Below are 12,740 nucleotides of genomic sequence, written 5' to 3' on the forward strand. Positions count from 1 at the left end.
GATTATTACCTTTTCTATCGCTTTTTTCGGTTATTCTGAAACCAGGGATTTATACTTGTCTGCATCCATTAAGCGATCCAACTCGGAGGAATCCTTCATTTCCACAGTGATCATCCATCCCTCATCATAAGGAGACTCATTCACTTTTTCAGGGGATTCATCCAGTTCACTGTTGATCTCCACCACTTTACCACTTACAGGTGCGTACAGTTCAGACACCGTTTTGACCGACTCAACACTTCCAAAAGGGGAATTGTATTCCAGCTCGTCTCCCACCTCCGGCAACTCCACAAATACAATATCCCCCAGCTCATCCTGAGCAAAATCCGTAATTCCGATTTTCACCCGATTGTCTCCCTCTTGTTTCACCCATTCGTGTTCTTCACTGTACTTCAGCTCATTAGGCAGATTCATTGCGATCCCTCCACTATTCGTTATTTCCCAAAACGCGTTCCAGAGGCCGTTCCATCATTTTCAGGGCTTTTTCACCAGCGGAACGATGGCGAAGTTGTCCTTGCTCGTCAAAGAGGTAATAAGCAGGAACATATTCGTTCTCAAATGCATCCACAATGCTGTGCATATTATCAATCGCCTGCGGATGGGTCATTTCATATTTTTCAATGGTCTCTTTTACCGGACCCACTTCCGTATCCTTTTCGGAACGGGGCATGTGAATACCCACCACTTGAAGGCCCTGATCTTTGTACTGATCCCGGATTTTGAGCACATCCGGCATGCTTTCCTTGCACAATCCACAACTGATGGACCAGAAGTGCACGAGAACGGGCTTTCCTTTAAGCTCTTCCTTCGTCACTTCCCCATTCACCCACTCGGATGCCCCTTTCAGTTCCGGCATTTCCGTACGTAAACGCAAAGCCATATGTTTCAACCTCCTTTAAGCGAAGTCAGATCCTATCCTTGAGAAAAAGAGCCTAACGGCATCGTTAGGCCCTTGGGTATGTGATAATCCTTGATTACAGGGTTTTTTGACCCGGTTTCCAGTCGGAAGGACACAGGCCACCAGTTTGCAGAGCCTGTAGAACACGGAGTGTTTCATCTACGCTGCGACCAATATTGTTGTCGGTAACCACCTGATAGCGGACAATGCCTTCAGGATCAATGATAAACAGACCGCGCAGAGCAACACCCTGATCTTCCAACAAAACTCCGTAATCACGGCTGACTTTGTGGGTCGTATCGGCACCCAGTGGGTATTTGATGTCACCCAATCCGTTTTCATCACGGGGGGTTTTGATCCAAGCCCGGTGAGAAAACTTGCTGTCCGTGGAGACACCGATAATTTCGCAATCCAGATCCTTAAACTCTTCATAACGGTCAGACAGAGCGGTAATCTCTGTCGGGCAGACAAAGGTGAAATCGAGCGGGTAGAAGAACAATACCAGCCATTTCCCCTTATAGTCAGACAGCTTCACATTTTCATCCAAAGTTTCCAGATTCTTGGTGCTCTCCATGTCAAAATCCGGTGCAGGCAGTCCTACCAAACGCATTGCCATGGATTCCTTCCTCCTTATATGTAGAAGCTAGCTTCCACTTTGTTATACCCAAGTTTAATGAAAGATAAACATCTTCCATTACCCGGTCCCATTAATAAAATACCATCTGAGAAATAAAAGTCAATACTAAATTGAATTAAATATTATCTGGGAATCATTATCAATGAAAAAAGGAGAAAATAACCAACACTGTGACTGCAATCTCTCATCTTTTCAAAAAATCAATACATATTCCATCGTTTGTTAAGGGTTACATGGTAAAATATCACTGTAAAAAGGGGAGAAGGAGTGAAATGATGAAAAGCTGGAAACAAACCGGATTGGCTGTTCTTATATGCACGGCTCTGATTGTATCTTTGGGGATCACACCTGATATTCATGCCAAGGGAAAACGAAAAGGACATTTCGTTCAACTTCAGCTTCTCGGCGTGAATGATTTTCATGGACAACTAAATGTTGCGCAAACGATTGGAGACGGGAAAGCGGGACGGGCGGATTATCTCGCTGCACATCTGAAAAAGCGCAAAGCCCAGAATAAAAACACATGGATGGTTCATGCCGGAGACATGGTAGGAGCCAGTGCACCCGTATCAGCCCTGTTGCAGGATGAACCCACCATTGAACTATTAAATCGCTTACATTTTGATGTCGGAACAGTCGGCAATCATGAGTTTGATGAGGGCGTTCAGGAAATGTTGCGGTTAATCCATGGAGGAAAGCACGAGAGTACCGGTTATTTTGAAGGTGCTGACTTCCCTTACACAGTGGCAAACGTCGTTTGGAAGGATTCAGGAAAACCCGTGCTCCCGCCACACAAGATCAAGAAAGTTCGGGGCATTCCGGTTGGATTCATCGGCATTGCCACCACAGACACTCCAAATATTGTCACCCCTAAGGCCGTTAAAGACGTATCTTTTACAGATGCAGCCCAAGCGGTCAACCGTGAAGTGAAAAAACTGGAAAAGAAAGGTGTTCAGGCCATTGTCGTCCTCGCCCATGAAGGGGCCTTTCAGGACAGACATACAGAAGAAATTAGCGGGCCGATCGCAGATATTACCCGGAAAATGGATGATGAGGTGGATGTCGTCATATCCGGTCACAGTCACTCCCGTCTGAACGGAACCATCGACGGAAAGCTGCTCGTGCAATCATACAGCTATGGAACAGCGTTCTCTGACATTGATCTCACTCTAGACCGACGTACCGGCGATATCATTCAAAAAAAGGCTAAAATTGTCACCACTTGGCATGAAGGGATTCAGCCTGATCCAAAAATCCGTTCCATGGTGCAGAAATATGAAAAACAAGTAGCTCCCATTATCAACCGAAAAATAGGTGAAGCTGATCAAACCTTGATACGTAACCCATCCCCAGCTGGTGAATCAGCTCTGGGGAACTTGATCGCTGATGCTCAACGTTGGAAGACAAAAACGGACTTCGCTTTTATGAATCCCGGTGGAATTCGCGCCAATATCGAAGAGGGCACGGTCACCTGGGGAGATCTGTATACCGTTCAGCCCTTCAATAATGACTTGGTTACCATGACCCTGACCGGCAAACAGATTAAACGACTGTTAAATCAACAGTGGCAGGATGGCCGAACCCGCATCCTGCAAATCTCCGGCCTTACCTATACATGGGATGCAACCCGTCCGGCAAATGACCGAATCGTCCAATTGCAAAAGGCGGACGGCACTCCCATTCATCCTGATGCTTCCTATACGGTGACGGCCAACAGCTTTATTGCCTCCGGCGGCGATCACTTCACCGTTTTCACCGAAGCGACAGATCAAACGATTCATTCCGTGGATTTGGATGCCTTGGTGGAATACATTCAGCAACTCTCCCAACCTTTTTCTGCCAAAATTGAAGGAAGAATTCAAAAAATAAATCCGTAGAAAAACATCATGCTCGCGCTTCCGTATAAACGGAAGCGTGAGGTTCATGACAAAGTGGTGAAGGGGAGATATTCGTTTCCGCATCTCTTTCCTCCAGCAAGGAAGTGGAAGGAGTCCGCTCCACCAACCAGCGACCAAAATATCCGCTAAACGGTTGGGACCTCCAGGGGTTCCGCTGGGTCGTCGGAAAAGGATGCTCCACCGGATCTCCCCCTCTTATTTATCTTTGTCAGCAGTCTCAAGTGTTTTTTATAAAGCAAGCGGTCGGATACATTCCGGACCATCATTTTTTGGTGAGTTGACGACAGTGGAAACGGGATACATCTCAATATCTTCTGATTCACAAGGAGACAAAAGGGAATGGAGTACACCGGGATCATGTATAGTGGGGTCCAACCATATCCATTCATCACTTTCCTTCAGGATGACAGGCATCCGGTGATGTAACCTGCGCATTTTTTCGTTGGGATGGGTTGTAAGAATGGTAAAGGAGTATACCGCATTTCCCGTTGCATCCATCCATTTTTCCCATAAGCCGGCAAACGCAAACAACGTACCATGCTTCATGGTGATCCGCATCGGTTCTTTGTTACCGGACTCGCTCTTTTTCCACTCAAAGAAACCGTCCGCCGGAACCAAACAGCGGGCTCGTTGAAAGGCTCGGCGAAATGCCGGCTTTTGACTGACCGTCTCACTGCGGGCATTAATCAGACGGCTCCCAAAGGATGAATCCTTCGCCCAGTGTGGAATCAGTCCCCAACGCATAGGGACTAGCTTCCGTTTCTTCTCCTGTTGGATCACAATCGGCACCCGTTGCGTCGGGGCGATATTATATCGCGGAAGCTCTTCCATCCGCGCATGGTCTGCATCATCGATCCGAAAGCGTCTCTTGATATCATCCGGACGAACCGTCAACGTAAAACGTCCGCACATCGTTTTTCCCCGCCTTTCGCGCATATAGCATTATTTCGTTGCCCTATCTCCCATCCCCTTTATATTTTTGTATGCGGAACGATTGGATCATCACAAACCACATCCACCACGGAGACCTTGTCCGATGTGAGCGCTTGGGACAGCGTTACCTCCAACTGATCCCCGGTCTCCACACGAAATCCTTCGGCTCCAAAGGCTTGAGCCAAGAGCGAAAAGTCCGGATTGTTCACATCACTGCCTAAGGGATGAAGCCCCGCCTGGATCATCCGATTCTGTTCCATGGCAAAAGAACCGTTGTTCATCACCACAATTGTGATCGGCCACTGATAAACAACGGCTGTGACCAAATCTACCATGGTGGTACCAAATCCCCCATCTCCAACCAAAGCGACCACTTGCCGATCCGGCTCAGACCGTTTGGCGGACATCGCTGCTGGCAGAGCAAATCCCAGTGTACGCCAACGACCTGAAACCAGGATTTCCTGCCGGTCTGTCTGAAAGATTCGGTTAAACCAAAGCACATGATCCCCGACATCCAGAGTGATGATCGCATCCGGGGCCACACAGCGATTCAGGGCTGAAATAACCCGTTGGGGAGCGATGGGTTGCGTATCTAAACGGGCTTCCATTTCTATTTGTGCTTTCCACCTTGCTTTTAACTCCTGTATCCGCTGCAACCAAGCAAACCGTTGATGATCCCGGATATTTCGAATAAAAAATGGCAGGACAGATGACAGATCCCCGACTACCGGCGCTGACACTGACATTGTATTCCCGATATTTTCCGGTGTCGCATCCACCTGCACCACTGGAATCTTCTGAGGAACAAAATCCTCTGGCCACCATGTGGAGCCAAGAATCAGACAAGCATCTGCATCCTTCAGGAGATCGGAAGCGATATCACTGCCCGCCTGCCCCAACCCTCCGACAAACAGACGGTGGCTGTTGGAGACAAATGGCCGGGCCGGGAGGGTCGTGATGATGGCTGCACCCAGCTTTTCCGCCAACTCCGGTATTGCTTCCTGTACGTTTTTCACTCCCCGTCCAGCCAGAATCACCGGTCGGGAACAGGCATTCAGTATCTGACATGCCCATTCCATTTCACCTGAATCCGGCGATGGAACTGTTCGAGCAGACATGAGGGGAAACAGATCAGCATCCACTCCTTCCAGCCAAACCTCCTTGGGAACGGACAAATGAGCGACTCCTCCTCTTGAAAGCGCTTTTTTCATCGCCAGATTCAATTGAATGGGTATTGCCCTAGCATCTGTTGCCAGAGCAGAGTAGACAGCCAAAGGCTGAATCAACTGCTGTTGGTCCACTTCCTGTTTGGCTCCGGTTCCCACATCTTTTCGTTCCACTTGACCTGTGATCGCCAGAACAGGTGCCTGATCCTGGGCGGCATCTCCCAATCCATTGATTAAACTGGCCACTCCGGGACCGCTTGTAGCCGTGCAGACGGCTAGACGACCGGTTCGTTTCGCTTCTGCGGATGCCATCAATGCTGCCGTTGTCTCCAACCGGCAATTGACATACTGGATCTCTCCCTGCTGAGCAATTGCATCCATCAAATACAGAGTAGCATCCCCTGCCACTCCATAGATGGTGCGACAACCCCATGCAGCCAATTGCTCCACAACATACTGTGCAACAGCTTTTGGCGTAACCGCCGTCTGTTGGTTTACAGCCATTTATAATCCCTCCCTTTCCCACTATTCTTCTTATTTCATAGGGGAGAAATACAAAAAAGACACCCTGACAGGGTGTGAGAGAGTCAACGACTCACCATTGAAATGGTGAGCTTGTAACGATCCAGTCATGCGAGCGATTCTCGGAATCTCTGACCTTGAACTGATGTTACATCAGGGCAGGCTGACAGCTACCCGTACCACACCAGTCATGCTGATGTGGTAAGAGTGCCTTATGGCACAATGTGCGCCCAACCTTTACCCTGGATAAGTCCCATTCGGTTTTCGGTTATGTTTCATTTATTCTACAAATATGACAGGAATCCTACTCAGAAAGGAGGACGACAGGAGAAAAGATGGTTGCTCTAAGCATCCCCACAAGGGCGATACCGAGCTACGCGAACATCCCTCCACGCCAATGAATTGACGAGTCTCCTGTCGGCAATTCTCATGAACATAGCGGAAACAGTTATTCATTTCGTTCCTTCAACACGAGGTTGATCCACTCAGTATATTTGAGGGTTCTTGTCAGCAATTTCACATCGGGATGGATGGACAAGATGAAAATGGATTATTTCCTCCAAACTTCGTCAAATGTTTCTTCCTTAAAGCCCACGGTCACATTTTCCCCATCGGTGATAATCGGCCGTTTAATCAGCATTCCGTCAGATGCGAGCAGATCCAGCATTTCACTTTCATCCATCTCTTTCAGACGATCTTTGAGACCGAGCTCCCGATACTTTTTCCCACTGGTGTTAAAAAACTTCCGCACCGGCAGACCACTTTTTTTGACCAGCTTTTCCAATTCCACCCGGCTTGGCGGGTTTTCAACAATATGTTGATCTTCAAAGGCAATCTCTTTTTCTTTCAGATATTGAACCGCCTTGCGACAGGTTCCACACCGTGGATACTGATACACTTTTAACGACATCGGCCTGAACCTCCATTTTTCAACGTTATTGATTTAACGGAAGACATCCTTCCCACGATTATACTCCACATCCTGAACTCCTTCCCGAACATTGGCAGCCCGTGCCATGGCAAAAAAGAGATCGGAGAGTCGGTTTAAATAGCGTTGCACTTCCTGATTCGTCTCCTCTTCACGGGATAATGTCACCACCCGCCGCTCCGCTCGCCGGGTTAAAACGCGACAGGTATGAAGAGCAGAAGAAACCGCACTTCCGCCTGGAAGAATAAAACGTCTGATGTCTGGCGCCTCCTGATCATAGCGGTCAATCCATTCTTCCAAACGATCCACCATCTCCGCTGATACTTGGTAGTCTCGCTTTTTCCCCGCTTGAGCCAGGTCCCCTCCTGCATCAAACAGTTCATGTTGTATCACGGTCAAATCCTGGATCATATCGGCATACTTGGAAGATTCCATCCGTACCAGAACCTCGCTGACAAAAGCATTTACCTCATCGGTGGTTCCATAGGCTTCCACTCGGATGGCATCCTTATCCACCCGTCCCCCAACCACACTCGTTTTTCCGGCGTCACCCGTTCGAGTGTACAATTTCATTTTCATTCCTCCTCATCTGAGTATACCGTATGACAACGAAACAGATTCAAGAGATGTCCCGTGTTCACTTGGACAGAGCAATACCTGGGGGAGCTGGGTCACCGGATGGCGGATGATTTGCGGGATGATTCCGTAGACATCATGAATCCGTTCCGCCGTCAACACCTCGGTCGGCGTTCCCTCTGCCACTTGCACCCCTTCCTTGATCAACAGGAGACGATCACAGTACTGAGACGCCAGGTTCAGATCATGCAGCACCACCAAAACCGCCAGCTCTTCTTGGTTCCGCCACTGTTGAATCTGATCCAAAACAGCCACCTGATGGGCGATATCCAGATAGGTGGTGGGTTCATCCAGAATCAACACATTTGGCTCCTGTACCATCGCCTTGGCCAATGCAACAAGCTGTCGCTCCCCGCCACTTAACCGATCGATCCGTCTGTCTCGCTTGGAAAGAAGGCCGGTTTGTTTCATGACACGCTCAACCACTTTCTGATCCATGCGCCCGCTCCACGGCCACCACCCCTGATGAGGATGACGACCTGTAGCGATGACTTCCTCCACAGTAAAGGGAACAGCGGGAAGTCCTTCCTGGGGAAGAACGGCCAGCCGAAGGGCTCTCTGTCGCCCAGACCATTGGGATATCAGCCTTCCATCCAAGTATACCTCCCCTTCATCCGGCTCTGTTTCATTGGACAGCAGACGGACCAAGGTGGTTTTTCCACTTCCATTTGGACCGATCACCCCCATCATCTCACCGGCGGCAACCGTAAACTCCAATCCTTGAAGGATGGTTTGGCCGTGATAGGATTTTTTTAGATTTTCTACTTCCAGCATGCCTCTCCCTCCTTCATGGAGTACAGGCCTATTGACCCAACCGAATCCCGCGTCTTAGCTGCCAGGCAAAAAAGGGAACCCCCACCAACGCAGTTACCACTCCGATCGGAAGTTCTCTCGGTTCTAAAACCGTACGGGCCAATGTATCCGCCGCAACCAGAAACACGGCTCCGCTCAGAACGGAAACGGGAAACAGTACCCGGTGATCCGGACCGATCATCCTCCGCATCATATGGGGAATGACCAAACCGACAAATCCGATCGTCCCGGAGACAGCCACAGCAGCAGCCGTCATGAGTGTGGCCAGCAGAAGAAGCCATGTCCGCGTCCGATTGACGGAAACCCCCAAATGTCCTGCATATCGCTCTCCAAGCGCAAAGAGATTGAGTGTGCGAGACATCAGCCAAACCACAACCCCGCCCGCGAGAAAAAAAGGAAGAACCGCATAAATATGCTGCCATTCTCTCAGAGAAACGCTTCCCATGATCCAAAACTGAATCCGTTGCATCTCTTCAGCGGAAGTGACAGAAATCAATAACATGAGCATTGCACCAAAAAAAGCCTGTACCACCACACCTGAGAGGATGAGTGTCTCTGTTCGCATTCCCCGGCGAGCCAAACCTAATACAAGAAAGAGCGCAATGGCGGCAAACAGAAAGGCCCAGAGGGGGACTGACCATTCTCCCCAAAGGGTTGTGCCCAATCCAGTCAGAAGAGCAAGGGCAGCTCCCAAAGCAGCACCGGAGGAAACACCCAGAATATACGGGTCTGCGAGAGGATTGCGCAACACCCCCTGAAAAACCACTCCCGCTCCTGCCAGTGCCGCACCGATTAAAGCGGATAAAATGACGCGAGGGAGCCGAATATTCCAGACAATGGCATCAGTCGCTGAATCGACGGAAGCTCCCCCAACCAAATGAGCAAGAACCACCCGCCATACATCAGCAAGCCGAAGGTCGGCACTTCCCCAGGAGATGGATACACCCATCACCAAGAACAAAATCAGGATAAGCAATCCTGAGCAAATGTTTAATCGGATCAACCAGCTTTCACGCTTCATTTGACAACATGGGCATATTCCTCAGGATAGATCGCCTTGCAGATTTGCAGCAGTCCCTGGGTAATCCGAGGCCCTGGACGGTTGACGATATTCGCGTCCAACTGTTGGATTCGGTCTTCCTTGACTGCTCGAATCTCATCCCAACCACTCCGGGAAGCAATCGTCTTCTTTTTCTCTGGATGTGTGTACAGAATCACTTCCGGATTCCACTTGACCACTTTTTCCGAGGAAACCTGCCCCCATCCATCCACTTTTACAGAGACATTTTTTCCGCCAGCCAGGGTGATCAGTTCATTCATAAATGTGTTGTTTCCAGCTGTAAACAGGTCCGGGGATACCTCCACCCATACTTGGGCCTTTTCCTGATCCGGTACCTTGGAGGCCACTTTTTCCGCCATTTCTTTTTCCTTCTTCATTTTGTCAATCAGCCGGTCAGCCTCTTCTTTCGCTCCCACAGCCTTGCCCACATCACGGGTTTGCTGGAAGACACTTTTCAGATTTTTGGGATCATAGGCAAGAACGGTCAGCCCCAACTTGCGCAGTTTCTTCACCGAATCTTTATTCATGGAGCTGGAAGCTAATACCAGATCTGGCTTAAGGGAGACTACTTTCTCTGCATCAACATTCATATCTCCCACTTTTTCCACTTTTTTGACCTCTTTCGGATAGTCATCGTTGGTGGTTACCCCCACGACCCGATCACCGCGTTCCAGAGCATAAACCGTCTCCGTCATACTGGGAATCAAAGAAACAATCCGCTGGGGTTCTTCTTTTATCTTTACCTGTTTTCCTGTGTCATCCGTTAATTCAACCGGATATCCTGTTTCCTGTTCCTGTTGGGATTTCTGATCAGCACCCGGTGCCGTCGTGCAACCAGCCACCCCAAACACCAACAACAATGAAAACAGAACGAACAGTATCCTTGACCCTTGCTTCAACCTCGATTTCTCCCTTCCACCATAAATTAGAGGCAAAATAAAACCCCACGCCAAGAGGCAAGGGGATGCGGAGTCGGAACGGGGCACAAACCGTCCACAACAGACCGACGCTCTCCTTTACCTCGAAGGAGATAGCAAGCTTCGCATGAAAAGGCAGGTCTCCTGACTCATGGATCATCGCCTTCCCGCGCCTTCCCATCTTCTCAGACAGTGGCAACATGCGGTCAGGCTCCTCAAATACAGTGGCGGGACCGTGCCGGAATCTCACCGGCTTCCCTTTTCACTTCCACCCGACAGCAGATGGAAGAACCTTTTCATTCTTTTCACTTGTCCCATTCATTATAACATCCCAGCAGGTTCGATTTTATAAAACAGGATGCAAAAATCGATGGAAAGCAGGATAATGAAATGAGAAGTTATGGAAAGGAGCATCCATATGAGGACAAAATCTTTTGTTTTGGACGTGGGAAAAGAAGATCGTCTGATTCATGGAGCGATTCATCTTCCGGATCATCAAGGCTCTCATCCGGTCGTTGCCATTTGCCATGGCTTCAAAGGGTTCAGAAAGTGGGGATTTTTTCCCTACGCCGCCGAAACCCTAGCTGAATCCGGTCTGGCTGTGATCACTTTTAATTTTTCCATGAATGGTGTTGGAGAAGATGGAGAAGCATTCACCGAACTCCATAAGTTTGCCCGTAACACATACAGTCGGGAACAAGAAGACTTACAGGTTCTTTTCCAGCAATTGAATGATGGGAATGTTCCGTTTTCAGAGGAACTGGATATGAAACAGACTGCACTTCTCGGTCACAGCCGGGGAGGGGTCAACAGCCTTCTCTTTGCCATGGATCATCCCGCCATCAGAGGGGTCGCCCTTTGGAACAGTGTTTCTCGTGTGGATTTCTTTTCTGATGATTTAAAACAAGATATCCTGACAAAAGGAACGGGAACGATCCTTAACGCTCGCACAGGGCAGGAAATGCCGATCAGCCGGGAAGTACTGGATGATATCGAAACCAACAAAAAGCGATTTGACCTCTTGGGCCGATTATCTGAGTACAGGCAACCGATTCTCATTCTTCAAGCAGCACAAGATCCCGCTGTTTCCGTGCAAACTGCAAAATCCATCGACCAAAGAGCTCCCCGTTCCCAACTTCATATCATCCAAGAGGCAGGACACACGTTTAACGCCACGCATCCTTTTCAGGAAAGTACCCCTCAATTGGATGAAGCTTTGCAAAAAACGATTCATTTCTTTAAGCAAATTTTCAGGACGAACTTCTAAACGAAAGGACCGGCCTTCTGGGCCGGCCCTTTCGTCTCAAGGGGGTCAAACACATAAAAACAAATATATAGAGAATTGCCTTTCTTCATTACACAATATATATTAAATAAAAATATATGTCAATCATTAAAAACTTAATTAAAAAATATTTCTCCACCAATGGATGCTATTCCTATCTGTTTAAACGGATTTTTTGGGACCCATGTTTCATCTTTGGGTGAAAGTATTCATCCTCCATTTAATTCCAATGAAACATTGTATCCCGAAAACTTGCGCACATTCAAGACTCCCGTATCCAAAATGAGATACTGACCCTTGATTCCCATCAGTTGGCCTGTCACTTCCGATTGCTTGTCCAAATTGAGCGATGTAATCTTGCTCGGTACCATTGTTTGCGGATATGTAAATCGATATAACTTCGGTTCCTTCAACAACCAGGGTTGAAAGGAAACGGGAATTTTTTCCTTCAGTTCTTCCCTTACTTCCCACAAATCACGGTCGACAATCTCATTTTTCAACATCCGGCGCCAATTGGTCTTATCTGAAAGGAACTGGGACAGATGTACTTCCAAAAAACCTGCATCCTTCCTTGTCGGCACTTCCGCAATCGGCAAGGCAGCCACTGCCCCCTGGTCCACCCAGCGTTTGAAGGCACTTCCCTTTCGCGTGATCCCCACTTTGACATCACTGGAAAGTGCCAAGTAGACATAATGGGGTTGCATACAATGGGTTTCACCAAATATATGATCACGACAGGTACCTTGATCATAATGGCATAATTCCGGTTTTACCATGCAGAGGTCGTTTTCAGGCAAATCGCGAAAGCATTTGAAGCAGGAACCGGATCGATACCCTTTTTTCATCCTTCGACCACAATGAATACAGTAAATTTCACCCTTGAAACGGATTCGTATGTTCTCTCCGATCACTTGGTTCATAGGTATAACATGATGATCCACTCTAAGAAAATAGGAAATGGGATCCTGAACTTGATGTTTCAGTGCTCTTAAACAGCCCATATGTTGCATCATGTGCTCCTCCACAACATTCAACTAAGACGCATAT

Annotated in this window: 14 protein-coding genes and 1 riboswitch; of the genes, 2 read left to right on the forward strand and 12 right to left on the reverse strand. The window is 48.4% G+C overall.

Annotation, left to right across the window (positions count from 1 at the left end; all coding sequences use genetic code 11):
* Positions 1-30: 30 nt before the first annotated feature.
* From gcvH to FN782_RS10420, 3 genes are all read right to left on the reverse strand, one after another.
* Positions 31-414 carry a glycine cleavage system protein GcvH gene (gene gcvH / locus FN782_RS10410; protein ID WP_142505731.1) on the reverse strand — a complete coding sequence of 128 codons (384 nt, stop codon included), beginning with the start codon at positions 412-414 and terminating at the stop codon, positions 31-33.
* 13 nt (positions 415-427) lie between these two features.
* Positions 428-880, reverse strand: coding sequence for a redoxin domain-containing protein (locus FN782_RS10415; protein WP_281285940.1), 453 nt, complete (start codon positions 878-880; stop codon positions 428-430).
* 94 nt (positions 881-974) lie between these two features.
* Complete coding sequence (locus tag FN782_RS10420) at positions 975-1,514, reverse strand: peroxiredoxin (RefSeq protein WP_221930176.1); 540 nt, start codon at positions 1,512-1,514, stop codon at positions 975-977.
* A 296-nt stretch (positions 1,515-1,810) separates the two neighbouring features.
* Between FN782_RS10420 and FN782_RS10425 the strand changes: the two genes are divergently transcribed.
* On the forward strand, positions 1,811-3,412 hold the full coding sequence (locus FN782_RS10425) for a bifunctional metallophosphatase/5'-nucleotidase (RefSeq protein ID WP_142505732.1): 1,602 nt from the start codon (positions 1,811-1,813) through the stop codon (positions 3,410-3,412).
* A gap of 7 nt (positions 3,413-3,419) precedes the next feature.
* Here the strand turns inward: FN782_RS10425 and FN782_RS10430 are convergent, their stop codons facing one another.
* The 8 genes from FN782_RS10430 to FN782_RS10465 all read right to left on the reverse strand — a co-directional run bounded on the left by FN782_RS10430 (position 3,420) and on the right by FN782_RS10465 (position 10,390).
* The gene (locus FN782_RS10430; protein ID WP_142505733.1) at positions 3,420-3,614 is read right to left on the reverse strand and encodes a hypothetical protein; all 195 of its coding nucleotides are present in this window, start codon (positions 3,612-3,614) and stop codon (positions 3,420-3,422) included.
* Between the two features lie 47 nt (positions 3,615-3,661).
* Positions 3,662-4,345, reverse strand: coding sequence for an SOS response-associated peptidase (locus FN782_RS10435; protein ID WP_142505734.1), 684 nt, complete (start codon positions 4,343-4,345; stop codon positions 3,662-3,664).
* Between the two features lie 59 nt (positions 4,346-4,404).
* The gene (locus tag FN782_RS10440) at positions 4,405-6,036 is read right to left on the reverse strand and encodes a thiamine pyrophosphate-binding protein (protein WP_142505735.1); all 1,632 of its coding nucleotides are present in this window, start codon (positions 6,034-6,036) and stop codon (positions 4,405-4,407) included.
* 568 nt (positions 6,037-6,604) lie between these two features.
* Positions 6,605-6,964: an arsenate reductase family protein gene (locus FN782_RS10445; protein ID WP_142505736.1), complete on the reverse strand. Its 360-nt coding sequence runs from the start codon at positions 6,962-6,964 to the stop codon at positions 6,605-6,607.
* 33 nt (positions 6,965-6,997) lie between these two features.
* Positions 6,998-7,555 (reverse strand): cob(I)yrinic acid a,c-diamide adenosyltransferase, encoded by a 558-nt coding sequence (locus tag FN782_RS10450; protein WP_142505737.1) that lies wholly within the window; start codon positions 7,553-7,555, stop codon positions 6,998-7,000.
* 12 nt (positions 7,556-7,567) lie between these two features.
* Complete coding sequence (locus tag FN782_RS10455; protein WP_142505738.1) at positions 7,568-8,392, reverse strand: heme ABC transporter ATP-binding protein; 825 nt, start codon at positions 8,390-8,392, stop codon at positions 7,568-7,570.
* A gap of 28 nt (positions 8,393-8,420) precedes the next feature.
* Positions 8,421-9,383 carry a FecCD family ABC transporter permease gene (locus FN782_RS10460; RefSeq protein ID WP_342778387.1) on the reverse strand — a complete coding sequence of 321 codons (963 nt, stop codon included), beginning with the start codon at positions 9,381-9,383 and terminating at the stop codon, positions 8,421-8,423.
* 65 nt (positions 9,384-9,448) lie between these two features.
* Positions 9,449-10,390, reverse strand: coding sequence for an ABC transporter substrate-binding protein (locus tag FN782_RS10465; protein ID WP_142505740.1), 942 nt, complete (start codon positions 10,388-10,390; stop codon positions 9,449-9,451).
* Between the two features lie 135 nt (positions 10,391-10,525).
* Positions 10,526-10,719: riboswitch (cobalamin riboswitch) on the reverse strand.
* 107 nt (positions 10,720-10,826) lie between these two features.
* Here FN782_RS10465 and FN782_RS10470 point away from each other — a divergent pair.
* Positions 10,827-11,675 carry an alpha/beta hydrolase family protein gene (locus FN782_RS10470; protein ID WP_185956213.1) on the forward strand — a complete coding sequence of 283 codons (849 nt, stop codon included), beginning with the start codon at positions 10,827-10,829 and terminating at the stop codon, positions 11,673-11,675.
* Between the two features lie 227 nt (positions 11,676-11,902).
* Here the strand turns inward: FN782_RS10470 and FN782_RS10475 are convergent, their stop codons facing one another.
* Complete coding sequence (locus FN782_RS10475) at positions 11,903-12,706, reverse strand: DUF2797 domain-containing protein (RefSeq protein ID WP_342778382.1); 804 nt, start codon at positions 12,704-12,706, stop codon at positions 11,903-11,905.
* Positions 12,707-12,740 lie beyond the last annotated feature (34 nt).

The sequence above is a fragment of the Melghirimyces algeriensis genome, assembly GCF_900182565.1.
In the GTDB taxonomy this organism is placed as follows: Bacteria; Bacillota; Bacilli; order Thermoactinomycetales; family DSM-45169; genus Melghirimyces; species Melghirimyces algeriensis.

Coding starts and splice junctions, on each gene's coding strand:
- FN782_RS10420 (WP_221930176.1), bottom strand. CDS start 1,514: ATGGCAATGCGTTTGGTAGGACTGCCTGCACCGGATTTTGACATGGAG.
- FN782_RS10450 (WP_142505737.1), bottom strand. CDS start 7,555: ATGAAATTGTACACTCGAACGGGTGACGCCGGAAAAACGAGTGTGGTT.
- FN782_RS10470 (WP_185956213.1), top strand. CDS start 10,827: ATGAGGACAAAATCTTTTGTTTTGGACGTGGGAAAAGAAGATCGTCTG.
- gcvH (WP_142505731.1), bottom strand. CDS start 414: ATGAATCTGCCTAATGAGCTGAAGTACAGTGAAGAACACGAATGGGTG.
- FN782_RS10475 (WP_342778382.1), bottom strand. CDS start 12,706: ATGATGCAACATATGGGCTGTTTAAGAGCACTGAAACATCAAGTTCAG.
- FN782_RS10435 (WP_142505734.1), bottom strand. CDS start 4,345: ATGTGCGGACGTTTTACGTTGACGGTTCGTCCGGATGATATCAAGAGA.
- FN782_RS10445 (WP_142505736.1), bottom strand. CDS start 6,964: ATGTCGTTAAAAGTGTATCAGTATCCACGGTGTGGAACCTGTCGCAAG.
- FN782_RS10425 (WP_142505732.1), top strand. CDS start 1,811: ATGAAAAGCTGGAAACAAACCGGATTGGCTGTTCTTATATGCACGGCT.
- FN782_RS10415 (WP_281285940.1), bottom strand. CDS start 880: ATGGCTTTGCGTTTACGTACGGAAATGCCGGAACTGAAAGGGGCATCC.
- FN782_RS10440 (WP_142505735.1), bottom strand. CDS start 6,036: ATGGCTGTAAACCAACAGACGGCGGTTACGCCAAAAGCTGTTGCACAG.
- FN782_RS10455 (WP_142505738.1), bottom strand. CDS start 8,392: ATGCTGGAAGTAGAAAATCTAAAAAAATCCTATCACGGCCAAACCATC.